At 62.4% G+C, this 23,799-nt stretch carries 15 protein-coding genes, 1 tRNA gene and 1 pseudogene; 9 read left to right on the top strand and 8 right to left on the bottom strand.

What is annotated here, in order from left to right:
• Positions 1 to 123: 123 nt before the first annotated feature.
• Both C8C96_RS20800 and C8C96_RS20795 read right to left on the bottom strand, forming a co-directional pair.
• Positions 124 to 199 (bottom strand) — tRNA-Lys (locus C8C96_RS20800).
• 83 nt (positions 200 to 282) lie between these two features.
• Positions 283 to 1,167, bottom strand: a complete 885-nt coding sequence (locus C8C96_RS20795; RefSeq protein ID WP_121944119.1) for an NAD(P)-dependent oxidoreductase — start codon at positions 1,165 to 1,167, stop codon at positions 283 to 285.
• 210 nt (positions 1,168 to 1,377) lie between these two features.
• Here C8C96_RS20795 and C8C96_RS20790 point away from each other — a divergent pair, with 210 nt between their 5' ends.
• Positions 1,378 to 2,259 (top strand): alpha/beta hydrolase, encoded by an 882-nt coding sequence (locus C8C96_RS20790; RefSeq protein WP_121943500.1) that lies wholly within the window; start codon positions 1,378 to 1,380, stop codon positions 2,257 to 2,259.
• Between the two features lie 30 nt (positions 2,260 to 2,289).
• On the opposite strand, the gene C8C96_RS20785 is transcribed toward C8C96_RS20790, so the two are convergent.
• Positions 2,290 to 3,267, bottom strand: coding sequence for a GMP reductase (locus tag C8C96_RS20785; protein ID WP_121943499.1), 978 nt, complete (start codon positions 3,265 to 3,267; stop codon positions 2,290 to 2,292).
• A gap of 204 nt (positions 3,268 to 3,471) precedes the next feature.
• Positions 3,472 to 4,197 (bottom strand): hypothetical protein, encoded by a 726-nt coding sequence (locus C8C96_RS20780; protein ID WP_121943498.1) that lies wholly within the window; start codon positions 4,195 to 4,197, stop codon positions 3,472 to 3,474.
• Positions 4,198 to 4,240: 43 nt separating this feature from the next.
• Between C8C96_RS20780 and C8C96_RS20775 the strand changes: the two genes are divergently transcribed.
• Positions 4,241 to 6,706 (top strand): UvrD-helicase domain-containing protein, encoded by a 2,466-nt coding sequence (locus tag C8C96_RS20775; protein WP_121944118.1) that lies wholly within the window; start codon positions 4,241 to 4,243, stop codon positions 6,704 to 6,706.
• Between the two features lie 125 nt (positions 6,707 to 6,831).
• On the opposite strand, the gene C8C96_RS20770 is transcribed toward C8C96_RS20775, so the two are convergent.
• Complete coding sequence (locus tag C8C96_RS20770) at positions 6,832 to 8,184, bottom strand: hypothetical protein (protein WP_121943497.1); 1,353 nt, start codon at positions 8,182 to 8,184, stop codon at positions 6,832 to 6,834.
• 369 nt (positions 8,185 to 8,553) lie between these two features.
• On the opposite strand from C8C96_RS20770, the pseudogene C8C96_RS20765 reads away from it, so the two are divergent.
• The 7 genes and pseudogenes from C8C96_RS20765 to C8C96_RS20735 all read left to right on the top strand — a co-directional run.
• Positions 8,554 to 8,783, top strand: a pseudogene (locus C8C96_RS20765) (hypothetical protein); the annotation flags it as partial.
• A 99-nt stretch (positions 8,784 to 8,882) separates the two neighbouring features.
• Positions 8,883 to 12,371: a type I restriction-modification system endonuclease gene (gene hsdR, locus C8C96_RS20760; protein ID WP_121943496.1), complete on the top strand. Its 3,489-nt coding sequence runs from the start codon at positions 8,883 to 8,885 to the stop codon at positions 12,369 to 12,371.
• 136 nt (positions 12,372 to 12,507) lie between these two features.
• Complete coding sequence (locus C8C96_RS20755; RefSeq protein WP_147455698.1) at positions 12,508 to 13,215, top strand: hypothetical protein; 708 nt, start codon at positions 12,508 to 12,510, stop codon at positions 13,213 to 13,215.
• An 87-nt stretch (positions 13,216 to 13,302) separates the two neighbouring features.
• Entirely contained in the window at positions 13,303 to 15,123 is a 1,821-nt protein-coding gene (locus tag C8C96_RS20750) for a DUF262 domain-containing protein (RefSeq protein ID WP_121943494.1), read from the top strand.
• Positions 15,124 to 15,320: 197 nt separating this feature from the next.
• Positions 15,321 to 16,580 (top strand): ATP-binding protein, encoded by a 1,260-nt coding sequence (locus tag C8C96_RS20745; protein WP_121943493.1) that lies wholly within the window; start codon positions 15,321 to 15,323, stop codon positions 16,578 to 16,580.
• A 6-nt stretch (positions 16,581 to 16,586) separates the two neighbouring features.
• Positions 16,587 to 18,044 (top strand): N-6 DNA methylase, encoded by a 1,458-nt coding sequence (locus tag C8C96_RS20740; RefSeq protein WP_121943492.1) that lies wholly within the window; start codon positions 16,587 to 16,589, stop codon positions 18,042 to 18,044.
• Positions 18,041 to 19,570 carry a restriction endonuclease subunit S gene (locus C8C96_RS20735; RefSeq protein ID WP_121943491.1) on the top strand — a complete coding sequence of 510 codons (1,530 nt, stop codon included), beginning with the start codon at positions 18,041 to 18,043 and terminating at the stop codon, positions 19,568 to 19,570. Before C8C96_RS20740 ends, C8C96_RS20735 begins: the two co-directional genes overlap by 4 nt.
• Before the next feature lie 331 nt (positions 19,571 to 19,901).
• On the opposite strand, the gene C8C96_RS20730 is transcribed toward C8C96_RS20735, so the two are convergent.
• The 3 genes from C8C96_RS20730 to C8C96_RS20720 all read right to left on the bottom strand — a co-directional run bounded on the left by C8C96_RS20730 (position 19,902) and on the right by C8C96_RS20720 (position 23,688).
• The gene (locus tag C8C96_RS20730; RefSeq protein ID WP_121943490.1) at positions 19,902 to 21,854 is read right to left on the bottom strand and encodes a PhoX family phosphatase; all 1,953 of its coding nucleotides are present in this window, start codon (positions 21,852 to 21,854) and stop codon (positions 19,902 to 19,904) included.
• Between the two features lie 240 nt (positions 21,855 to 22,094).
• Entirely contained in the window at positions 22,095 to 22,886 is a 792-nt protein-coding gene (locus tag C8C96_RS20725; RefSeq protein ID WP_121943489.1) for a FecR domain-containing protein, read from the bottom strand.
• Positions 22,834 to 23,688, bottom strand: coding sequence for a BPSS1780 family membrane protein (locus C8C96_RS20720; RefSeq protein ID WP_121943488.1), 855 nt, complete (start codon positions 23,686 to 23,688; stop codon positions 22,834 to 22,836). Before C8C96_RS20720 ends, C8C96_RS20725 begins: the two co-directional genes overlap by 53 nt.
• Positions 23,689 to 23,799 lie beyond the last annotated feature (111 nt).

Genomic DNA, 23,799 nt, shown 5'->3' with positions numbered 1-23,799 from the left:
TGCTGCCGGCGGACGACTCCGGGCCAGGGGGCCGGGTTGCCGCGAGCGGAGAAACAATCGGTCTGGAAACAAAAAAGCCTGCTACTTATGGGTAGCAGGCTTTTTGTGCCTTGCGGCTTGATTTGGTGGGTCCTGAGTGACTCGAACACTCGACCTACGGATTAAGAGTCCGCTGCTCTACCAACTGAGCTAAGAACCCAAATCTTTAAAATTTGTCTGCATCGCTGCAGAGCCTCGAATTATGCACTAGTTTTTGGACACTCTGCAAGTCGTGCTCAAAAATTATTGCATTGCGTTGCGGCTGGCCAGCTCGACGAAGAGGCCGCTGTGGTCCAGCTCGCCCAGGCCGTGGTCCACACCCTCGGCATACAAGGCCTCAAACAGGGCTGTGATGGGGGCGTCAAAACCTGTTTCCCGGGCGGTGGCCAACGCATTGCGCATGTCCTTCAGTTGGACCGCCATGCGGCCCCTGGGGGCGAAGTCACGTTCCACCATGCGCTGACCATGCAGCTGCAGGATGCGGCTGTCGGCAAAACCGCCGCTAATGGCCTCGCGGACCTTGGCCATGTCGGCACCACCCTTGGCGGCAAACAGCAGCGCTTCGGCCACGGCGCCAATCGTAATGCCCACGATCATCTGGTTGGCCAGTTTGGCTAGCTGCCCGGCACCATGTGGCCCCACATGCGTGGCGTGCCCCAGGCAAGCAAACACGGGCTGGGCGCGGACATAGTCCTCGGGCCTTCCTCCGGCCATGATGGCCAGAGTGCCGGCTTCGGCGCCAACGGTGCCCCCAGATACCGGTGCATCCAGGTGGGTCAGGCCCAGCTCGCCCAGGCGGGCTGCGTGGTCGCGGGCCTCGCTGGGCTGAATGGAGGCCATGTCAATGAAAAGAGCGCCCGGGCGCATTGCCCGCGCGGCGCCCTGTTCAAAGAGAACCTGGCCCACGACAGGACCGTTTTCGAGCAGGCTGATGACAATGTCCGCGTCCTTGACGGCATCGGCAGGGCTGCCGTGCACGGTGACACCCCACTGCGCCAGCGGTTCTGCTTTGGCGCGGGTGCGGTTCCATGCGTGCACCCTGTGGCCTGCTTCGCTGAGCCGCCTGGCCATGGGCAACCCCATCATGCCAATGCCAAGAACGGCGATGCGAAGCGGTGTGGTGGTCATGGCGTTGTTCTGCTGCAAAGAGGGATGCAAGGGTGTCTCTGTTGTCATCATGTGCCTTTTTGGCGCTCCAGTCTGTCACGGAGCTTGCAGCGTGTAGCGATTGGCCAGATGATTCTGCAGCGCCAGCGCCGTTCCTGCGTCTGCCGAGCCTGTTGGTCGGGCTGCGGCATGGCACCGAAGGCAGCCCACATAACTCGGAGACCCTTGCCCATGACCTTGCCCCTGTACGACCCTGCCTGGCTGGAGCGCATGTACAACAATCGCGCCCTGGTCCCTGACCATATGGACTACTTCCAGCGTTGGGCTCAAGACTCTGCCCAGGTGCGAGCCACTGTCCCCTGTGCGCTGGATGTGGCCTATGGCACAGGTGCCGGGGAAACCCTGGACGTGTTCCCTTCAGCCCGTGCCGCCGGTAGGCCGGTGCCGGTGCTGGTGTTCATCCACGGCGGTTACTGGCGGTCACTCGACAAATCGGATCACTCGTTCATCGCACCGCCTTTCACCCAGGCCGGGTTTTGTGTGGTGGTGGTGAACTACGCGCTGTGCCCGGGCACCCCCGATGCGCCGGTGACCATTCCCCACATCGCGCGGCAGATGGAAAAGGCGCTGGGCTGGGTGTGGCACCAGATCGCCGCACATGGTGGCGACCCCCGGCGGATCACCGTAGCAGGGCATTCTGCCGGCGGGCAACTGGCGGCGCTGTTGCTGACCAGCGTGTGGCCGCTCATCGGAAAGGGTTTGCCAGATGGCCTGGTGCGCAATGCGCTGTCGATCTCCGGGGTGCACGATCTGGAACCCGTCATGCACACGCCCATGTACCAGTCGGTGTTGCACCTGACCGAGCAGCAGGTGCTGCAATGCAGCCCGGCGCGTTTGCTGGAGCCGCCCACTGGCACGTTGTATTGCGCCGTCGGGGCGGATGAAAGCCCCGAGTTCCTGCGCCAGAACCAGCTCATGCAGGATGCCTGGGGCAGCCATTTTGTACCCCGCAGCGTGGCCTTGCCGGGGTTGAACCACTTCAGCATCGTCGATGCCCTCGCCAAGCCCGGGCATGACCTGCACCACATGGCGCAGAACCTGCTGCGGGCCTGACCGGGCGACGATCCGTGCCCGGGTGCTGAGTTACATCAGCAGGTGTTCGCCTGCGTTGTCGCCGCCCAGGATCACGTAGTTCACCTTGCGCACGTCCATCAGCTTGGTGCCGCCCGCGTAGCTGATGGAGCTTTGCACGTCCTGCTCCATCTCGATGAGCGTTTCGGCCAGTTTGCCCTTGATGGGCTCCAGGATGCGCTTGCCTTCGACATGCTTGTATTCGCCCTTGTTGAAGTCACTGGCCGAGCCGTAGTACTCCTTGAACAGCGCGCCGTCCACTTCCACCGTCTTGCCGGGTGATTCCTCGTGGCCCGCAAACAGCGAGCCGATCATCACCATGCTGGCGCCAAAGCGGATGCTCTTGGCAATATCACCGTGGCTGCGGATGCCGCCGTCGGCAATGATGGGCTTGGTGGCCACGCGGGCACACCACTTGAGGGCCGACAGCTGCCAGCCGCCCGTGCCAAAACCGGTCTTGAGCTTGGTGATGCACACCTTGCCCGGGCCCACGCCCACCTTGGTGGCGTCGGCGCCCCAGTTTTCCAGGTCGATGATGGCCTCGGGGGTCGCCACATTGCCTGCGATCACGAAGGACTTGGGCAGCTTTTCCTTGAGATAGCCAATCATGTTCTTCACGCTGTCGGCATGGCCGTGGGCGATGTCGATGGTGATGTATTCGGGCGTGATGCCCTGTGCCACCAGCTGGTCCACGGTGGCGTAGTCGGGTTGCTTCACGCCCAGCGAGATCGATGCATAGCAGCCCTTGGCATGCATATCCTTGACGAACTGGATGTTGTCCAGGTCAAAGCGGTGCATGACATAGAAGTAACCGTTCTGCGCCATCCAGGTGCAGATGGTTTCGTCCACCACGGTCTTCATGTTGGCGGGCACCACCGGCAGGCGAAAGCGGCGACCGCCCAGCTCCACACTGGCGTCGCATTCCGAGCGGCTTTCCACGCGGCACTTGCGGGGCAGCAGCAGGATGTTGTCGTAGTCGAAGATTTCCATGAGATTCCAAGCTCCATAAAGGGACGCCGCCAAACGATTTCGACGGCGGTGGGCGCTTGGCTGTCAGACCGGCTTTGCGGGAGTGGACGTGACAGTCACTCCGAACCCTGCTGAGCGCAGGCACAAAAAACCGGGCGTCAAGAAACTTGGGCCCGGTGCTTGATTCTACCCGCCTGCCAAAGGGCCGTCATAACGGCACCGGTATTACCTGCATACGGATTGGGCGGCCGCCACGATGCTGCCCGAGGCATCCTGCACCCAGCCAACCAGATGCAGCCTGTCGGCCTGTGCGCCATCGGGGATGCGCATGGAGCGGGTTTCCATCCATGCCCACGGCTTGCCCTTGCTGCGTGCGGGCCGCTGGGCCTGGGGCCAGGCACCCTCGAACTGATTGCGTACTATGTAACGGGGCACAACGGTGCCTTCAGTACCTGCGGGTATGGCCTCTACCAGCAACAGGTAAAAGGCGAGGGGCGTGGCAGCCGCAGTGCGCTGTGGCGCCGCAGGGGAGGGGGTGAAGGCGATGCCTGTGCCCACATAGTCATTGAACGCCACCCCATGGGCCACCCGCAACCGGCCATGCGCGGCTAAACCGACCGGGGTGACGTACACATCGGTGGAGATGGGGGGCTTGCGCCCCAGGGCTTGCAGGCGGGGCAGCGCGTCGGTCGAGGCCGCAGCCGACAGGGGGGCGTCGTCGCCCGCCTTGCCCGGCACGATCCAGTCCAGTACCACGGCACCTGCCTTGGCTGACGGTGCCGGGGTGGCCGCATCGCCCCAGCAGGACTCGCAGTCGGCGCTGATGAAGCGCTCGAACACGGCCACAGGCCTGGGGATGCCGTCGCTGCTGCAACTGGCCTGGGCCATCGCCTGGGGGGCGTGCGCCAGGGCCAGCCACAGGCTGGCCAGGGTGAGGGCAATGTTTTTCATGGTGCGAGGCGGCGTGGGGCAGGGTGCTTTCTACAATGGCTGGATGTTCCCACAAGACCCGTTTTCGGGTGCGCCAGATGCCCTGGTGCCCCCACACTCCGGTGCGCCCTCGGCTGCATCCCCCCTTCTGGCCCACCTGAACGATGAACAACTGGCTGCGGTGACCTTGCCCGCAGGCCATGCGCTCATCCTGGCGGGGGCGGGGTCGGGCAAGACCCGGGTGCTTACCACCCGCATTGCCTGGCTGCTGCAAAACGGCTACGCCACGCCCGGCGGCATTCTGGCCGTCACATTCACCAACAAGGCCGCCAAAGAGATGGTGGCCCGCCTGTCGGCCATGCTGCCGGTCAACGTGCGTGGCATGTGGATTGGCACCTTCCATGGCCTGTGCAACCGGCTGCTGCGCGCGCACCACAAGGCAGCGGGGCTGCCGCAGTCGTTCCAGATCCTGGATACGCAAGATCAGCTCTCGGCCATCAAGCGCCTGTGCAAGCAGCACAACGTGGACGAGGAGCGCTTTCCTCCCAAGCAGCTGTCGTACTTCATCGCCAGCTGCAAGGAAGAGGGCATGCGTCCCGGCGACGTGCCCACGCACGACAGCGACGCCCGCAAGAAGGTCGAGGTCTACCAGCTGTACGAAGAGCAATGCCAGCGCGAAGGCGTGGTGGACTTCGGCGAGCTGATGCTGCGGTCTTACGAGCTGCTGCGCGACAACGACCCGATCCGCGAGCACTACCAGCGCCGGTTCCAGCACATCCTGGTCGATGAGTTCCAGGACACCAACAAGCTGCAGTACGCCTGGCTCAAGCAACTGGCGGGCAACGACGTGGGCGGGCGCTACGAGGCACGTGGCAGCGTGATCGCTGTGGGCGACGATGACCAGAGCATCTACGCCTTCCGTGGCGCGCGCGTGGGCAACATGAGCGACTTTGTGCGCGAATTCGATGTGCAGCGCCAGATCAAGCTGGAGCAGAACTACCGCAGCTACAGCAACATCCTCGACTCGGCCAACCACCTCATCAGCCACAACAGCCGCCGACTGGGAAAGAACCTGCGCACCACGCAGGGCGCGGGCGAGCCCGTGCGTGTGTACGAGGCCAGCTCCGACCTGGCCGAGGCGCAGTGGATGGTCGATGAGATCAAGCAGCTGGTGCGCAACGATGGCTTTGAGCGCAAGGAAATCGCCGTGCTCTACCGCAGCAATGCGCAAAGCCGGGTGATCGAATCGGCGCTGTTCAATGCATCTGTGCCCTACCGCGTGTACGGCGGCCTGCGGTTTTTTGAGCGTGCCGAAATCAAGCACGCGCTGGCCTATCTGCGCCTGTTGGAGAACCCGCATGATGACACCAGCTTCACGCGGGTCGTCAACTTTCCTCCGCGCGGCATTGGCGCGCGCAGCATCGAGGTGCTGCAGGACGCGGCCCGCGCTGCCGGTTGCTCGCTGCACGACGCGGTGAGCGCCGTGCCCGGCAAGGCGGGGGCCAACCTGGGCGCGTTCGTGGCCATGGTGGATGTGCTGCGCGAGCAGACCCAGGGCCTGAACCTGCGCGGCATCATCGAGCAGATGCTCGAATCCACGGGGCTGGTGGAGCACTTTCGCACCGAGAAGGAAGGCGCCGACCGCATCGAGAACTTGGAGGAACTGGTCAACGCCGCCGAGAGCTTTGTCACGCAAGAGGGCTTTGGCCGTGACGCGGTGGCGCTGCCGCTGGACGAGCACGGCACGCCGCTCACCCAAAGCGTGGTCAGCCAAGGGCTGGACCCGAACGCGCCCGTACTCGACGAGCCTTTGAAACCCGCTGTGCCCGGCATCGTGGACGCCGACACCGGCGAAACCCTCTCGCCCCTGGCCGCCTTCCTGACCCACGCCGCGCTCGAAGCCGGTGACAACCAGGCCCAGGCTGGGCAGGACGCTGTGCAGCTCATGACGGTGCATGCCAGCAAGGGGCTGGAGTTTGACTGCGTGTTCATCGGCGGCATGGAGGAGGGCCTGTTCCCCCACGAGAACTCCGCCAGCGACCGCGACGGCCTGGAGGAAGAGCGTCGCCTGATGTACGTGGCCATCACCCGCGCCCGCAAGCGCCTGTACCTGAGTCACTCGCAAACGCGCATGCTGCACGGGCAGACGCGCTACAACATCAAGAGCCGGTTTTTTGACGAGCTGCCCGAAGCCGCCCTCAAGTGGATCACGCCCAAGCAGCAGGGCTTTGGCTCGTATGCGCCCAGTTTTGCTACTAATTCAGGAGCTGGTGGCGCATATGGATCTAGCGCTAGAGGCCAATTTGGCTTCAAATCCGAGACGTTTGCCAGTCCCCCAGTGCCTGTGCAGAAGGCGGCGCCATCGCACGGCCTGCGCGCGGGCATTGCCGTGTTCCACACCAAGTTTGGCGAGGGCAAGGTGCTGGCCATTGAAGGCACCGGCGACGACGCACGTGCACAGGTCAACTTTCCGCGCCACGGTACCAAGTGGCTGGCGCTGTCGGTGGCCAAGCTGACGGTGGTGGAGTAGTGGGCCTTGGCTGGGCTTGCACCGCAGCCCATGATGAGGCACTGAAGGATTTACGCGGTGCGAGCATGGGGTTCCAGAGCGGGAAGACCTGTGGGGACTTCTCGTGGGCGCTTCAGTGACAGGGGTTATGCCGCGGACTCGGTCGGAGCTTCATCGGCAGCCACTGCTTCAGCAGCTGTCCCTGCGAAGTAATCTTCGAGTGAGACAAATTCCCGCCGCTCGCACAGCAAATGGCCAAGATAAGCGGCTGCTCCTACGCCGGCGGCCATCGCCGCCGCTGTTTGGGCCGAGGAGCGGCGCTCGTAGGATGCATGCCGTTCGTATTTTTTGCGGCCACCCGGCGCCAGCAGGACGTAGACCACGATGGCAATGAGACCACCTATTGCCAATAACGTGTACTTGGCGAAAAAGGAGCTTGCGGTCATCCAGAACGAATGGTTCGTCCGGGCCGTATGAACCAGAACAATGCCGGCAGCACCCACGACAAGAAGCCCTCCGATCAACTTCGCAGCGGTGTCCGGGATTCCAAATACCGCCAGAAGAATCGAAATGACGAAGGCGGCGATGGGTGAGCCTATCAACAGGGTAATGTCTGTGTAGCTTGAAAAAAGCACCAGGCGGTTCTGCTTTCGTGCCATGTAGGCAACCATCAGATTGATCGCCAGCAGGGCCAGGACGATGCGGGACACCCAGGTGGTGATGAGAGCATTTCGCTTTTGCGCTTCTTCGCTCTCGATTCTCTGCGCCTCCTTGCGTGCTCGTTCTTCGGCTGCGAGCTGGTCGGCTTTCGCCTTGCTTTCGCGGACTTGGCGTTCGCGCTCTTCATTGGCGATCCGACTGGCTTCCTGCTCTCGAGCGTATTCCTGAGCGGCTTGCTCCTGCGCCTCGCGCCGGGACGCCGCTTCAGCATCTCGTTGAGCGTAGGCCTGCGCCACGGCTTCGTCCATGCTCAGGCGCGGCTCGGCGGTTGAGAGGACCCTCCCCGGCGCTCCACTGGCCAGGCGGGTCGATGAATCGTTTGTAGAGTCCACCTGCTGCGGTATTCCGTGACGAGGGTTGCTTCGACCGTACCGCGCCGAACTGTGGCCTTCTGCTCGTGCTTCAGTCGCTGGTTTGCTCGCAGGCGCGGCAGCAGCAGTGCTTTCGGAATACAACTTGTCCAGTGCGTCCTTGCGTTCCTTCATCTTGCCGTAAAGACAGTACTCACTAGCACAGGAGTCGAGCAGGAGTTTCTCCCACTGGGCTTGGTTGTCTGTGAGAGCCGCTGCCTGGGTAGGAACTGCATCCTTCACGCGGTTGAGCGCACCTTCCATGGTCTGGTACATGCCCCGCAACTGTGCGCTTCTGCAGAATGATTGCTCCATCGCGGGGCGGTCCCTGCCGCTGCTGCAATCGATTTTGTCAATCACGCCTGCATAAGCTGCCGAGGCCCCCATCAAAGTCGCAAGCGAAAACATCAGATTCCGCACGTCGAACATTCACCCCTCCATTGTTACGAGTTGTATGCGCATTATCGGGGTGGGTGAATCGTTTCTTTTGCACCCAGGTGCCCCTGAGCTACTTTCAAACGCCCTACAACATCAAGAGTTGATTTTTCGTCGAATTGCCTGAAAGCGCTCTCAACTAGATCACGCTGCTCCTACGCGCCGAGTTTGGCTCCTGATTCAGGAGCTGGTACCGCTTGCGGAAAAAGCACTAGAGGCCAATTTGGCCTGATTGGCAACATACCTCAGCCAAACCCCGTTCGCCCTGAGCCTGTCGAAAGGGTTTTACCGAGAGGCGCCCTGGCTTCGACAGGCTTAGCCCGAACGGTTGGCAGGTATCTCGGAGGCATGTAAATAGTCAGGCAATTTGGCTTCAATTCCGAAACATTTGACAGCACCCTGTGCCTGTGCAGAAGGCGGCGCCCTCGCACGGCCTGCGTGCGGGCATTGCCGTGTTCCATACCAAGTTTGGCGAGGGCAAGGTGCTGGTCATTGAAGGCGCCGGCGACGATACGCGTGCGCAGGACAACTTTCCACGCCACGGCACCAAGTGGCTGGCGCTGTCGGTGGCCAAGCTGACGGTGGTCGAATAAGCGAAGGTTTGGGGGCTTTGCGCAGAAAGTGTGAGGCGGTGTGTGAAGGGGGCGGGTATGCTGCCCACTCGTCTCAACGTGCGACTCCCCCCAGCCTTCATGAGTGCAAGCAACTTCAGCTTTCTGGTTTCTCATTCGCCCTTGTTGGCCGAACTGGGCGCCACCGCCGAACGTCTCTACCCCTACGACCCCGCCAGCTGTGTCCTCAAGCTGCGCCTGCTGGCCGAAAGCCTCACGCAAGAGGTGGCAGACCGCATCGGCCTCAGCGCGGGCCCAAGCACCCAGGCCGAGCTGCTGCGTGCTGTGGACCAGCGTTTGGGTTTGGACCCTCAGGTGCGCCAGATACTGCACGCGCTTCGCCAGCGCGGCAACGACGCCGCGCACCAGGTCAACCACCGCATTGGCTACCGCGAAGGGCTCGAATCGCTCAAGCTGGCCCGCGAACTAGCCCTGTGGTTCCACCGGACTTTTGGCAGTGCGCCGCAGTTCAAGCCCGGCCCTTTTGTCTTGCCCGACGACCCTAGCCAAAAGCTCGTTACCCTGCAGCAGCAAATCGCCGCGTTGCAAGGCCAACTCCAGCAAACCCAAACTGCCCAGGCGGCGCAGGCAGAACTGACCCAACTGCTCGAAGCCCAGGCCACGCAAGAGCGCGACATGGCCCAGCGCGCACAAGAAGAGCGCGCCATTTATGAGCAGCTGGCCGAAGAAGCCAGTCAGCGCCTGGCCGAGTTGCAAAAGGCGCTGGACGAGCGCCCGCGCAACCCGCCCGACACTGACCCTGCCAAGGGCGACGCCGCCGCCCTGCGCCTGTGGGCCGAGCGCTCAGCCCAGGCCGCCCAGCAGGTGGCGATGGACGAAGCCTCCACCCGCCTGCTCATCGACCAGATGCTGCGCGATGCAGGTTGGGAGGCCGATAGCGCCCGCCTGACCCACGCCCAGGGCACGCGCCCCGAGCGTCACCGCCATCTCGCCATTGCCGAGTGGCCCACCCAGGGCCGTCAAAGTGCCGACTACGTGCTGTTTACGGGCCTCACGCCTGTGGCAGCGGTAGAGGCCAAGCGCCTGAACGTGAACGTGGCCGGCAAGATGGCCCAGGCCGAACGCTACGCACGCGGCCTGCCCATGGATGCCGAATGGGCCGCCCCCTGGGTTGCCGAAGGCCGCGACCAGCCTTGGCCCGATGGCGCGGGGCAGCACTTTGCGTTGCCGTTTGCCTACTCGTGCAACGGCCGCCCGCTGGTCAAGCAAAGCCCCGAGGCCAGCGGCACCTGGTTTCGTGACCTGCGCCACCCCGCGCAACTGGCCCGCCCGCTGCAAGGCTTTCACACACCCGATGGCCTGCTCGACCTGCTGCGGCGCAGCCGCGCGACGGCCGAGGCCAAGCTCCAGCAAGAAGGCTATGCCTACCTGCGCCTGCGCGACTACCAGCAGCACGCCATTGCGGCGGTGGAGCACGCCCTGGCGCAAGGCCAGTCGCAATGCCTGCTGGCCATGGCCACCGGCACCGGCAAAACGCGCACCATCATTGGCCTGATGTACCGGTTTTTGAAGGCCGAGCGCTTTCGCCGAATTCTGTTTTTGGTAGACCGCACCGCGCTGGGCGACCAGGCGCAAGACGCCTTCAACGAAGCCCCGCTCGAAGGCGGCATGCCCCTGTCCAAAATCTACAACGTGGCCGAGCTGGGCGACATGGCCGCCGAGGCCGAAACCCGCGTGCAGGTTGCTACCGTGCAGGCCATGGTGCGCCGAATTTTTGCCAGCGATGCACCGCCCCCGCTCGATGCGTTCGACTGCATCATCGTGGACGAAGCCCACCGGGGCTACACGCTCGACCAGGACATGACCGAAGGCGAGCAGGCCCTGCGCGACCCGGCCCAGTACCTCAGCAGCTACCGCCGCGTGCTCGACTATTTCGACGCCGTCAAGATCGGCCTGACGGCCACCCCCGCCAAGCACACCACCGACATCTTTGGCAAACCCGTCTACACCTACAGCTACCGCGAAGCCGTGGCCGACGACTGGCTCATCGACCACGAGCCGCCCATCCGCTACGAAACCCTGCTCAGCCGCCATGGCATCCACTTCGACAAAGGCCAGCAGGTCGAGGCGCTGAACCTCTCCACCGGCGAAGTCGAATCCGCCGAGCTGGAAGACGAGCTGCACTTCGAGCTCGAATCCTTCAACCGCCGCGTCATCAACGAAGACTTCAACCGCGTCATCTGCCAGCAGCTCGCGCAAGAGCTGGACCCGATGGGCGAGGAAAAAACCCTGATTTTTTGCGCCACCGACGCGCATGCCGACATGGTCAAACGCCTGCTGGGCCAGGCCTTTGCCGACCTGTACGGCGACAGCTACAACCAGGCGGCGGTCGAAAAAATCACCGGCGCCTCGGACAAGGTCGATCAGCTCATCCGCCGCTACAAAAACGAGCGCTTTCCCAGCATTGCCATCACTGTCGATCTGCTCACCACCGGCATCGACGTGCCCGCCATCAGCCACCTCGTGTTCATGCGCCGCGTCAAGTCGCGCATCCTCTACGAGCAAATGATTGGCCGCGCCACCCGCCGGTGCGACGCCATCGGCAAAACAGTGTTCAAGATCTACGACCCCGTCGATCTGTACGCCACCTTGCAGGCTGTCAACACCATGCAGCCCCTGGTCAAAGACCCAAAGGTCACGGTGGAGCAACTGCTGGACGAGCTGAACCACCCCACCGCCTACACCACCTCCGGCAGCAGCCCCGGCCGCACCCATGCGGACGACGTGCTCGACCAGCTCGGCCAAAAAGTGATGCGCGTGCTGCGCGACGCCGAACACAAGGCCGACAAGAAACCCGCCCTGCGCGAGCGCCTGGCCCAACTGCAAGAGCAGTGGGGCGTGCCCCCGGCGCAACTGCACCGCCACCTGCACCAGCTGGGCAAAGAGCAGGGCACCGCCGGAGCGGCAGACTTTTTGCGCCGCAACACCCGCCTGGTGCAGCAACTGGCCGAAGTGCGCCAACTGCTGGGCACCGCCTACATGCCCGTGCTGTCAGGCCATACCGACGAACTGATGGTGCGCGAGCAAAGCTGGGGCAGCTACATCAAGCCTGCGGATTACCTCGACAGCTTCACCGCCTTTGTGCGCCAGCAGCTCAACCAGTCGGCCGCGCTGTCGGTGGTGGTTAACCGCCCCAAGGACCTTACCCGCGCACAGCTCAAAGAAGTGCGCCTGCTGCTGGACGAAGCGGGCTACACCGAAGCCAAGCTCAAAGCCGCCTGGCGCAACCAAAGCAACCAGGACATTGCCGCCGGCATCATGGCTTACATCCGCCAGGCCGCCCTGGGCGAGGCGCTGGTGCCGTTTGACCAGCGCGTGCAAGCCGCCATGCAAACCATCCGCCAGTCCCGTGCCTGGACGCCCGTGCAACTGCGGTGGCTGGACCGCCTGGCCAAGCAACTGCGCCACGAACTGGTGCTGGACCACGCCTTCGTCAACGATGCCTTCGCCACCGATGGTGGCGCCAAACAGCTTGACAAACTGCTGGGCGGGCAGCTCGATGGCGTGATGGATCAGCTGGCCGAATCGCTGTGGCCGAGGGCGGCGTGAGAGGCTGTTTGAAGAGGGCTTGATTCCAGATTGGACGCTTGCCCACGGTGGGTTCGCGCGGCATTTTGGCTACGCTTCACTTTGTTTATTGCACGTTCTTTTCAGCTTGATGGATCGCTACAAGTCATCGTGTTGATTGCTGGCATCCGTTGAGTCTGCTTATTCAGTATTCAAAATGACAACTTCTTCGACCCGCTCGGCGCCCCTACAGAACAAGGTGGACCCCACCGGGGCTTTGCACGCAGTGCGCGCGCGCGGCACCCTCATGGGCAATCGGGGCATCCTGCACGACGAGCGCGACCAGATCGTACGCCGCTGGGCCAACAAAAGCTGGGTGACTTGCTGTTTGGACGCCAGCTTTCAAAAGCGCTCACCTTTCACTCAGGGCACTTATTCCGAACTGTTCTTTTTGGACGAGGCCACTGCCTACGCTGCGGGCCACCGTCCGTGCCGTGTTTGCCAGCGTGAAAAACACGATGCGTTCAATCGCCTTTGGACTGCTGCCAACCGCCCCGAGCATGTGGTGGTAACCGCGCAGGCTCGCCTGCCCATCGCCCAAATCGATGCAGCCTTGCACACAGAGCGCGTGAGCCCTGACAAAGCCAAGCGCACCTACGATGCCAGTGTTAGCGAGCTGCCCGTGGGGACGATGGTGCAAGAAGGTGATCGCACCTTGTTGTTGGGTACAGGTGGCCTGTGGCATTGGTCATTTCACGGGTACAGTCCAGCGCCCGCATTACCAGCAAACGCCCGCGTACGAGTGTTGACGCCACCGTCCATCGTGGCTGCCTTTCGCATGGGCTTGACGGCCGAGGTCCACCCATCCGCAGCCATGCCCAGCTAGGCTGGGGCAAACAACCCCGCCGCGTTTTATTCGCTGGGCACATTCCGCCGGTCTGGCCCTCTTTCCCATTCAATCGAGTAAAACTTCATGGAAGTAAAAGCACAGGTTCACACCATCGAAAAGCTCAAGGACTACCATTTTCTGGTGCCCGACTACCAGCGCGAATATGTGTGGGAAGTTGAAGATCAGGTAGAGCAGTTTCTGGCAGACATTGCCAATGAATTCGACCCGGACGCCAAAGCGCCCAGCAGCTACTTCATCGGCTCCATCATCATTGTCAAAAACGGCAGTAAACATGACGTGATTGATGGCCAGCAACGGCTCACCACCACCGTCATCACCATGTGCGCGCTGCGTGACCTGCTGACCGGCCAGCCGCTGGATGCAGTCCAGGAGCATTACCTCAAGACCATCCAGGCTTGGTTGTCCAGCTTTGACATGCAATCCAAGCAAGTGCAAGTGCGCTTGGAATTACAGTACGAGGAAAGCAAAGACTTCCTGCTGCAGTTGATCCTGGGCAAGCCGCTCCCGCCTAGCAGTACCCTTTCCATCGAACGTATGCATGCCGCTTACGAGCGCATCAAGCAGCATCTGCAAAAGTATCTGGATGCGGGCCTGGGGGTGTTGGCAGAGTACGCGTACTACTTCCTCACCAAGATTGACCTCGTTGTCATCGAGTCTGAAAACCTCAGCAGTGCCCTGAAGATCTTTGAAACCATCAACCAGCGGGGTGCGGGCCTCAACGCGATGGATCTGGTCAAGAACCTGCTTTTCAAAGAGGCCAAAGGCAACGATTTCGACCGCATCAAAGGCAAGTGGAAAGAACTCACGGGCCACCTGGAGCGCGCCCGCGAAGGAGACAGCCCGCTGCGGTTCCTGCGCTACTTCCTCATGGCGCGCTACTACGAAGGCATCTTGCGCGAGGACGAGATTTACAAATGGATCATCTCGGCTGAAGGCAAGCAGCGCCTGCGCTACGAACAGGCGCCTTATGAATTGGCCGTGGAGCTGGAGAAGGGCGCGCGTCGCTATGCCGATCTGGTGCGCGCCACCGAACTGATGAACGATGGCGGCGATTACCCCTCCGTCACCCGCATTGGGTTCATGAACAAGGTCAAGTCGCGCCAGCACCTGATCTTGCTGCTGGCGCTGGACCACACCAGCACCGCAGAAGCCATCAACTACCTTGCCCAGCAGATTGAAAGCTTTTTCTTCTACAGCAACACCCTGGGCATACAGGCCAAGAACAACGAGCGGTTGTTTGTGCAATGGGCTGCCAAGTTGCGCGGCCTGAAATCCGAGGCGGAGATCGCCCCCGTCATTGAAACCACGCTCGTGCCGTACCTGAAAGACAAGCTGGGCGAGTTTCGTCAGCGCTTCCTGGCCCTGCGCGACAACGACTACCACCCCCTGTACCGCCTGCGCTACGTGCTCGGTCGTATGGAGAACCAGTTGCTCGCCCTGTGCAACACCCCGCAAAAAGGCCTGCGCTACATCGATGGTTTGCAGATCGAGCACATCCTGCCCCAGACCCCCCGTGATGGCGCCATTCCATCGGCTTTGGCCGTGAGCCGTGCAGACTATGAAGGCCACGTGTACCGGCTGGGCAACGTCACCTTGCTAGAGAGCGTGATCAACCAGGCCGTCAACAAGCACAACGACCTGCACGGCACCTGGTTCACCGACAAGCAAGCCGAATACGCCAAGTCAGGCTTGCTCAGCACCCAGCTGCTGAACCACACCTTCGCCATCGGTGTGAATACGGCTGTCAACCGTTTAGCTTCCCTGCCTGCGGTCAACTTCCGCACCGCCCAGTGGGATGGCTCTGCCATCGCACATCGCCAGCAAGCCTTGCTCGACCTGGCCTTAGCCACCTGGACTCTGAACCACCAACGGCTGGACGCGTGAACTTCTGCAAACCCCAAGCCCAACTACGCCCGCTGGACCCGGTGCTGACTGAAATCACGTCGTATTTGTAGCCGCAGGCGGTATGAATACAAGATTGGACGCATTCATGCTGCATAATTGGACGCAAAGTAAATGCAAGATTGGACGATACTCCAATGCTCAATTGGACGAGCACCAGTACCCAGCAATCAGCCCCCATGAACAGCCCTCCATCCCCTTCGGCTGACTGGATACCGCGCCACCTCACCCACAACGTTCAGGAATCCTTGCTGGACACGCGGGTGGTGCTGGTCAATGGCCCACGCCAATGTGGCAAGACCACACTGGTGCGCCAGCTCGGGGGCGACATGCGCTACATCACGCTGGACGACCCCAACATGGCCGCTCTTGCGCAGCAAGACCCGGTGGGGCTGATTCGCCAGCTGGATAGGGCCATCATCGATGAGGTGCAGCGAGCACCGCAGCTCATGCTGGCCTTGAAAATGGCCGTCGATGAAGACCAGCGCCCAGGTCGCTTCCTGCTGACAGGGTCTGCCAACGTACTGGCCTTGCCGCAAATGGCCGACAGCTTGGCGGGGCGCATGGAGGTCCACACCCTGCTCCCCCTGTCGCAGGCAGAACTGCAACGGCGCCCCAACGACTTTTTGCAACGCGCACAACAGCAAGACTGGCCAATCACCCATGCCGACTGGGCCATCCCCCCCGTTGCAGGCAAAGCCAACATGGTGGAGCATGCACTTGCGGGCGGCTACCCGGAAATGCGGCGCCGAGCCACCAGCGCAAGGCGCCAGTCCTGGGCGCGGGACTACATCACCACCTTGGTGGAGCGCGACGTGCGCGACATAGCACACATTGAGCACCTGAGCCAAATGCCACGCCTGCTGAGCGTTCTGGCCACCCAATGCGGTCAGCTCCTGAATGCCACACAAACTGGGGCGCAACTCGGGCTCAACACGCGAACGCTGGACAAATACATCACCATCCTTGAACGCCTGTTTCTGATTCAGCGTCTGCCAGCGTGGAGCCGTCATGAAGGCAACCGCCTCATCAAAACGCCCAAGCTGCACTTTCTGGATGCCGGGCTCCAGGCAACGCTGCAACGCCTTTCCCCAGATCTTTTGCTCACGCTGCGTGATCGCTGGGGCGCAACCCTCGAAACGTGGGTGTATGCCGAGTTGCGCAAAGCCATAGCCCTCAGTGCCGACATGTGGTTCCTCTCACATTTCCGCGACAAAGACCAGGTGGAGGTGGACTTTGTGCTGGAAGACTCGCTGCGCCAAGTGATCGGCGTTGAAGTCAAGGCTGCCGCTCAGGTCAGCCCACAAGACTTCAAAGGCCTCAAACGCTTGCAAGCGCTGGCGGGCAGCGACTTCATCACCGGCATCGTGCTGTACGACGGCACCCATGCCCTGCCATTTGGCAACGGCCTGTGGGCCATTCCTCTCTCTGCACTCTAAAAAACCATGACCACCCAAGACATCGTCCAGAAACTCTGGAACCTCTGCGACGTGCTGCGCGACGACGGCATCAACTACAGCGACTACGTCACCGAGCTGGTGCTGCTGCTCTTCATCAAAATGGAGCACGAAAGCACCGAAAGCGGCGTGCTGCAGCGGCACAAGCTGCCCGACTACGCCCGCTGGGGCGAGTTCACGCGGCGCAGTGGCATGGACCTGCTGCTGTACTACAAAGAAGCGCTGCTCAAGCTCAGCCAAAGCACCGACCCCCTCATTGCCGCCATCTATGCCGACGCGCAAACCAGCCTGAAGGAGCCGCGCCACCTCGAGCAGCTCGTCAAAAGCCTCGACGGCATTGACTGGTTCAGCGCCGAGCGCGACGGCCTGGGCGATTTGTACGAAGGCCTGCTGGAGAAGAACGCTAGCGAAACCAAAAGCGGCGCGGGCCAGTACTTCACCCCGCGCCCGCTCATCGACACCATCATTCAGGTCATCCAGCCCCAGGCGGGCGAGACGGTGCAAGACCCCGCCGCAGGCACCGGCGGCTTTTTGATTGCAGCCGATCGCGCCATCAAAGAACGCACCGACAACCTGTACGACCTGACCGAGCGCGAGCGCCAGTTCCAGCGCAACCACGCCTTCATTGGCATGGAGCTGGTCACCAGCACCCGGCGCCTGGCGCTGATGAACTGCCTGCTGCACGGCATGGAAGGCGACGACCAGGGCGTGGTGCACCTGGGCAACACCCTGGCCAGCGCAGGCAGCAGCCTGCCCCGCAGCGACGTGATGCTGAGCAACCCGCCCTTTGGCACCGCCAAAGGCGGCGGCGGCCCTACGCGAGATGACCTCACGTTTGCCACCAGCAACAAGCAACTGGCCTTCTTGCAGCACATCGTGCGCCACCTCAAAGACGGCGGCCGCGCCGCCGTGGTGCTGCCCGACAACGTGCTGTTTGAAGCCGGCGTGGGTGCCGACGTGCGCCGCGACCTCATGGACAAATGCCGCCTGCACACCATCCTGCGGCTGCCCACCGGCATCTTCTACGCCCAGGGCGTCAAAACCAACGTGCTGTTTTTTGAGAAAGTGAGCCAGGCCGCCACCGGAAGTACACAGGAAGTGTGGGTGTACGACATGCGCGCCAACGCCCCCAAGTTTGGCAAACGCACCCCGCTCACCAACGCCCACTTTGCTGACTTTGTGGCCGCCTACGGCACCGACCCCAATGGCAAGGCTGAGCGGCAAGAACAAGGCGAACAAGGCCGCTTTCGCCGTTTCAGCCGCGAATGGATTGCGAACGAGCGCGGCGACAGCCTGGACATTGCCTGGCTCAAAGACGACAACGCCGAAGACGCGGCAGATTTGCCCGAACCCGCCGTGCTGGCGCGCGAGGCGGTGGAGGAGTTGAATGCGGCCGTGGCGGAGTTGGAAGCGATATTGGTGGAGTTAGGAGAGGTGGCTGAATGAGCGATTTGCCTATCAACTGGACTTCAGCACCACTTGCCGATCTGACGAGCAAAGTTGGTAGCGGCGCCACACCACTCGGTGGTGAGAGAGCCTACAAATCCGCCGGAACACCTCTCATCCGCTCAATGAACGTAGTGTTCTTCGGATTCAAGCGCGATGGTTTGGCGTATCTTGATGACACCCAAGCGGCCGCCCTTGACGGCGCAACCGTAGCAGCCAGCGACATATTGTTGAATATCACTGGTGCATCTATTGGACGCGTGACCGTAGCGCCAACGGATTTGCATGGTGCAAGAGTTAATCAGCACGTTTGCATTGTTCGTCCCAAGCGTGGACTGGACTATCGTTACCTCAATGCATTTCTTTCGAGTCCTAAAGTTCAGGCAATGATTTGGGCTGACAACACAGGGACCACGCGACAAGCATTAACGAAGCAACAGATTCTTGGGTTTGAGGTGCCACTAGCACCGTTTGCTGAGCAAAAACGCATCGCCGACAAACTCGACACCGTCCTCACCCGCGTAGACGCCGTCAACACCCGCCTGGCCCGCGTTGCCCCCCTGCTCAAACGCTTCCGCCAATCCGTCCTCGCCGCCGCCACCTCGGGGCGGTTGACGGAGGATTGGCGAACTGCCGGAAACTCAGATCCTGCTACAGCGAATTCCCTCACAAAGGTACCGCTACCGAGCGGTTACAAACGCTTGGCAAAACAGTCGTTCAAACCAACCAAGATTCCTTACGACGCATCAGACTTACCTGCGAACTGGTTAACTTGCACAATTGGTGAGCTGTATGAAACGAACATACTCATTGATTTCGCTGATGGTAATCACGGAAGCTTGTACCCTCGCAAAGAGGAATTTGATCTGAAGGGCGCACTTTTCCTGACTGCGACACAGATGAGCGATAGCTGGGAAGTCGATGTGTTGGGTTGCCCTCGCCTGAAATCAGAAAAGGCAAATCAGTTAACTAAAGGCTGGGCAACACATGGTGATTTACTGTTGTCTCACAACGCGACTGTCGGCAGGGTGGGAATACTCGACTCGCCCGGGGAAGATGTATTGCTGGGCACTTCGGTGACGTTTTACAGATTCAATACAAACTATTTTTCGGCACAGTTCGGACGTATTGTTTTTTCAAGCTTGTTTTTTCAAGATCAATTGCGATCCGTGATGGCGCAAACCACTCGCGATCAGGTTCCAATCACTAAACAAGTTTCACTGAATCTTGTTGTTCCTCCGCTCAAAGAACAAGACGAAATCGTCCGCCGCGTAGAAACCCTGTTCGCCTTTGCCGACCGGCTCGAAGCCCGCTTGGCCCAGGCGCAGACCGCCGCCACGCGCCTGACCCCCGCGCTGTTGGCCAAGGCGTTTCGTGGCGAGCTGGTGCCGCAAGACCCGAACGATGAGCCCGCCGCCGAGCTGCTGCGCCGCCTGCAGGCCGAGCGCGCTACGGGCGCACCGGCATCCAAAACCGGCGCAGGCCGGGGCCGGGGGCGCAAGGCGGCGCTCGCAGCCGATTTGTAGCGAAAATGGCCGCAAGCGCTAGTGATTAAAGCGCTGGCAGCTACACATTTGATAGTGAATGGGTGTTGTCAACAGCACAGGGGCCATGTGGCGTAGGCGACCACCCTGGCCGATCTGGATGCGGCCCAGCGCTGCATTGCGCGACACGCCAAAGGCTGGGTGGGCGCTGCGCTGTAGCCTTGGCCACCGGTCGTGCAGCGGCGTGTAGATGCGTGTAGATGCTTGCAGACAGTGGCACCAGCAGCAAAACCAACGGGGCCCTGAGGCCCCGTTGGTTTTGGAAGCGGGCCGCACCGGGTGCAGCCCTGTTGGCCCTTCGCTCAGGCTGAGTTCAGGCCTGGTTCAGGCTGGGCTGCTTGGCCGCTGCCGTCAGGTAGCCCACGGCCGCACCGTTCTTGTTCTTGTAGTTGGCCTTGATCATCGGGTCCAGCGTGTCCTTGACCACGCTGTGGATGGCGCCCCAGTCACCGGCGTGCTGGAAGTTGCTCATGATGTATGTCCAGCCGTTGATCTCGTCCACGGCGTGCAGGCCGGTGGACTCGCCGCCCGAGGGGATCGACATCACGCGCGACAGCTGCTTGGTGTCCACGTTGTAGGCCCACAGGAAGTTGTTGACGTGCTGGCTGCTGTCTTCGCCGATGAACAGGGTGCGCATCTTTTCGGAGAACTTGAGGTTGTCCGGGTTGGCGATGTTGTTGGGGTTGGCGGTGTTGCCCTGGGCGTCGGCGGTGATGTCTTCACCGGCCAGCAGCACCTTGGTGTCCACGGGCATCCATTCGCTGTTGATGGTGCCGCCAGCGGTGTCCTTCTGGCCACCCTTGAGGTTCAGCGCCATCACGGCGCCGGCCACCAGTTGCTTGGGCACCGAGATGCCGTTGCCCGGCACGTTGGCGGCATTGCCTGCCACCATGGACGACTGGATGTTCTGCAGCGCAGAGTAGGCAATCTTGTCCTTGGCGTTGACCGTGGTGCCTTCCATCTTGGTGAAGCCCAGGCTGGCGCCGAGGTAGGCGGCGTAGCGGTGGGTTTCCAGGAAGGCAGCGGCCTTTTCCATGCCGGGGTTCAGCTTGATCCACTCGGTCTTGCCGTTGGCCACGATCTTGGTGTAGCTGGCATCGGCCGGGTCGGTGGTCTTCACGGTCATGATGTCCGTGGGCTTGAGCGTGTTGGCCAGGTTCTCGATCTCGGCGCTGGTGGCCGACCCCATCTTGATCCAGGTGAGGGGCGCCGCCGTGCCCACCTTGGGGTCGATGGAGAAGCCGCTGCCCACCTTGGCCACGTACAGCGTGCCGGACGACAGGTCTTTTTCCTTGTCGGCCACGAACACGAAGTAGCCGCTGTTGGTGGCGTCGTCGCCCATCAGCGCCGTGCGGTTGTCAGGCATCACCTGCACCAGTTCGTGCGAGATGCGGCCCATGCAGAAGTGCTTCTTGATGCTGGCAGTGCCGTCAGGGTTCACCGTCACCTCGGGCATGTGGCCGTAGTGGTAGGGGTTGGCCTTGGTTTCGTCGCCAAGCAGGTTCTTGCTGTAAGCCTTGAACATGGCGTTGCTGGCGATGCTGAACGCATCGGGTTCGTACTCTTCGCTCGACAGGTGGGTGCCCCAGGGCGACAGGCTGGCGCCGCAGGTGATCCACAGGCCATGCACCTTGGAGGTGTCCACGTTGTGGTACTTCACCAGGCTCAGCTTGCCGGTGGTCTGGTCCTGGTCCAGCGTCAGCACGGCGATGGGCGATGGCAGCTTGCCGTACATGTCGGTCTTGCCGTCTTGCGCCCAGGTGGTGTATTCAAACTGCACCACGGCAAACACGGCCTTGCCCTTGAGGCCGGTCACGGTGGGGTTGGCCACGGTCAGCAGCGAGGTGCCGTCGGGCGAGTCCGAGAAGTACTGGCGCTCCTTGCCAGCCACCGTAGCGTCGATGATGGGCTTGTTGTTGATGTCGTAGTAGCCACCCGACAGGATGGTGCCGCCCTTGCCGTCGGACACCATGTCGCCCGTCACGAAGAACGGCTGGTAAGCCAGCTGGTACGAGCGCACCGAGTCGTCGCTGAGCTTGATGTTGAGCGTGGAGCCCACGGTGGTGGTGGCCATGGCAGCGGCGTTGGCCAGGGTGGGGGCTGCCATCGACGTGAAGCTGGCCGACACATAGCCGGGCGCGGCGGAGTCGCCGCCACCGCAGGCGGTCAGCAGTGCAGCCGAGGCGCTGGCGCTGAGCGGCAGCATGGGAACGCCGGCCAGCAGTTGCAGGGCCTTGCGGCGGGTGGGCATCGTCGGTTGGGTCATTTTCGGGGTGTTTCCAAGTGGGTATGCGAACGGGCATGCCACGCCCTGATCCGACCGGGAGCCTTGTTGGAAAAGGCGTAGTAGGCGGGTGGCATGGAGTCCAGCCCGCGATCCTAGGAACGCCCCGTGACAGTGGTTTGACGTTTGTGTGACGGTTTGACGCGGTGCCTTGCGCAGCGCGTGACGCCCGCCCAAGGCGCGCCGCGCAGGCATGGCTGCACGTGCGCTGCGGGACGGGCCCTAGTCCCGGGAGCCGGGCGGGCCGTAGGAGTTGCCGCTTCCGTAACTGTTGGCCGGTGCGGCCGCGCCACCGCTGCCGTCCTTGATGCCCTTGCGGCCCGACACCTGCCACGCGGTGCGTTGGTTGACCAGCCCCGCCAAGAACTCCATCTCTTCGTCCGTGTGGTTGATGGCACCGGCCGGTGTCAGCAGCCGGCCATTGCGGGGCGCGGGCTCGGCCCAGAACGACTGGTGGTAGCTGGACTGGCTCACCAAGCGTTCGCCGCCCGCCGTCAGCTCCACCGTGCCATAACAGTTGCAGAGGTAGCCGCGCTGGTCCTGGTCGGCAAATACCTCGGCGTACACGCCGGTACCTCGAATGCCTGCGGTAGCCGTGGGCAGCGCAATCTGCCGGTCGGGGCCGCGCCCCCACACGGTGGCCACCGCACCGCTGAGCAGGCGCAGCAGCTTGACGGCGGTGGGGGTGTCGCTCTCCATCGCCATGCGCGAGTTCTGCCGCACCATGAAGGCGCTGTCGCCCACCGAGAACACCAGGCTGGCGCCCGGCCCGGTCTCAATCCGGTCGTTGGCGGTGATGGTGTGCTGCGCCGTCAGGGGCTCGCCATTGCGCAGCACCTCGCCGCGCACTTCCACGATATTGCTGCGCGCCTGTGCATGGGCCGCAGCCCAGCCACCGCCTGCCACCCACAGCGCCGCGGCCTGCACCACGCTGCGGCGTTGGAACCAGACCAGCTCGTCGTCAGAGCGGCCCTGCAGGTGGTGCGCCGGGGGGGCTGGGGGGCGGGTTGTCATGGGGCGCCTCTTCTTGCTGGGGGGTGTAGGGGGGCTCGAAGCAGTCGCGGAAGGTGAAGACCACCGAGGTGAAGAACATCGCCGCCATCATCATGGCAGCGCCTACCATGATGCCACCGGCCATCGATCCCGCAAGCCCCGCCACGGCCAGCAGGGCCGACACGATGCTGACCACCAGCCCGCCCAGCAGAAACACACCCAGCCAGCCCAGCCCGTAGACCAGGAACGCACCAAAGTTGCGCACGCAGGCCACGATGGAGAAGAACAGCGCCTTGACCGGCGGCACGCCATGCCAGTGCACGAGGCCCGGTGCATGCCAGAACAGCAGCGACAGCGGCAGGTACAACAGCATCGACAGCCACATGGCGCGCTGGAAGTCCGGGTTCTCGGCAATCTCTCGGGTCATGGGCGCGCCACCCAGGTAAACCTGCGCAAACTGGCCGCCGTCCAGCAGGGCCGACAGGCCCATGATGCCGAGAAAAGCCACCGCATACAGCACACCTAGTGTGAGCATGTCGCGCAGCCGCTCGCGCCCGGTGCGAAAGGCCACCAGCAGCACCGTGGGCATCGGAAACCGCCCTTGCGATGCCTGCGCTGCCGCCACCATCATGGCCAGCGTGGCAGACGGCAGCAGTGCCAGCGCAATGGCCGGACCCACCAGCGGGATCATGGTGGCCAGCGACATGGCCGCCATGGTCATGAAGAACAGCGCAGCCAGCGCCATGGGCTGCCGCCAGAACGCCCGAACGCCGAGCTTGACCCAGGCCATGCCGGTGCGCGCGGGGACGATATGGAGTTTCATGAATACGTTGGAAAGGAAGAGGGGCCCGCACCGCCGACTGCGCCCCAACGCCCATGGGGGGGGCGCCGAGCGGCATCGGATGTCGAGTGGGCGAATAAGGTCGAATTTACC

The organism is Acidovorax sp. 100 (genome assembly GCF_003688355.1).
GTDB classification, from domain to species: Bacteria; Pseudomonadota; Gammaproteobacteria; order Burkholderiales; family Burkholderiaceae_C; genus Acidovorax; species Acidovorax delafieldii.
Note: the sequence above shows the minus strand (reverse complement) of the source record. Positions and strands in the feature narration are given on the sequence as shown.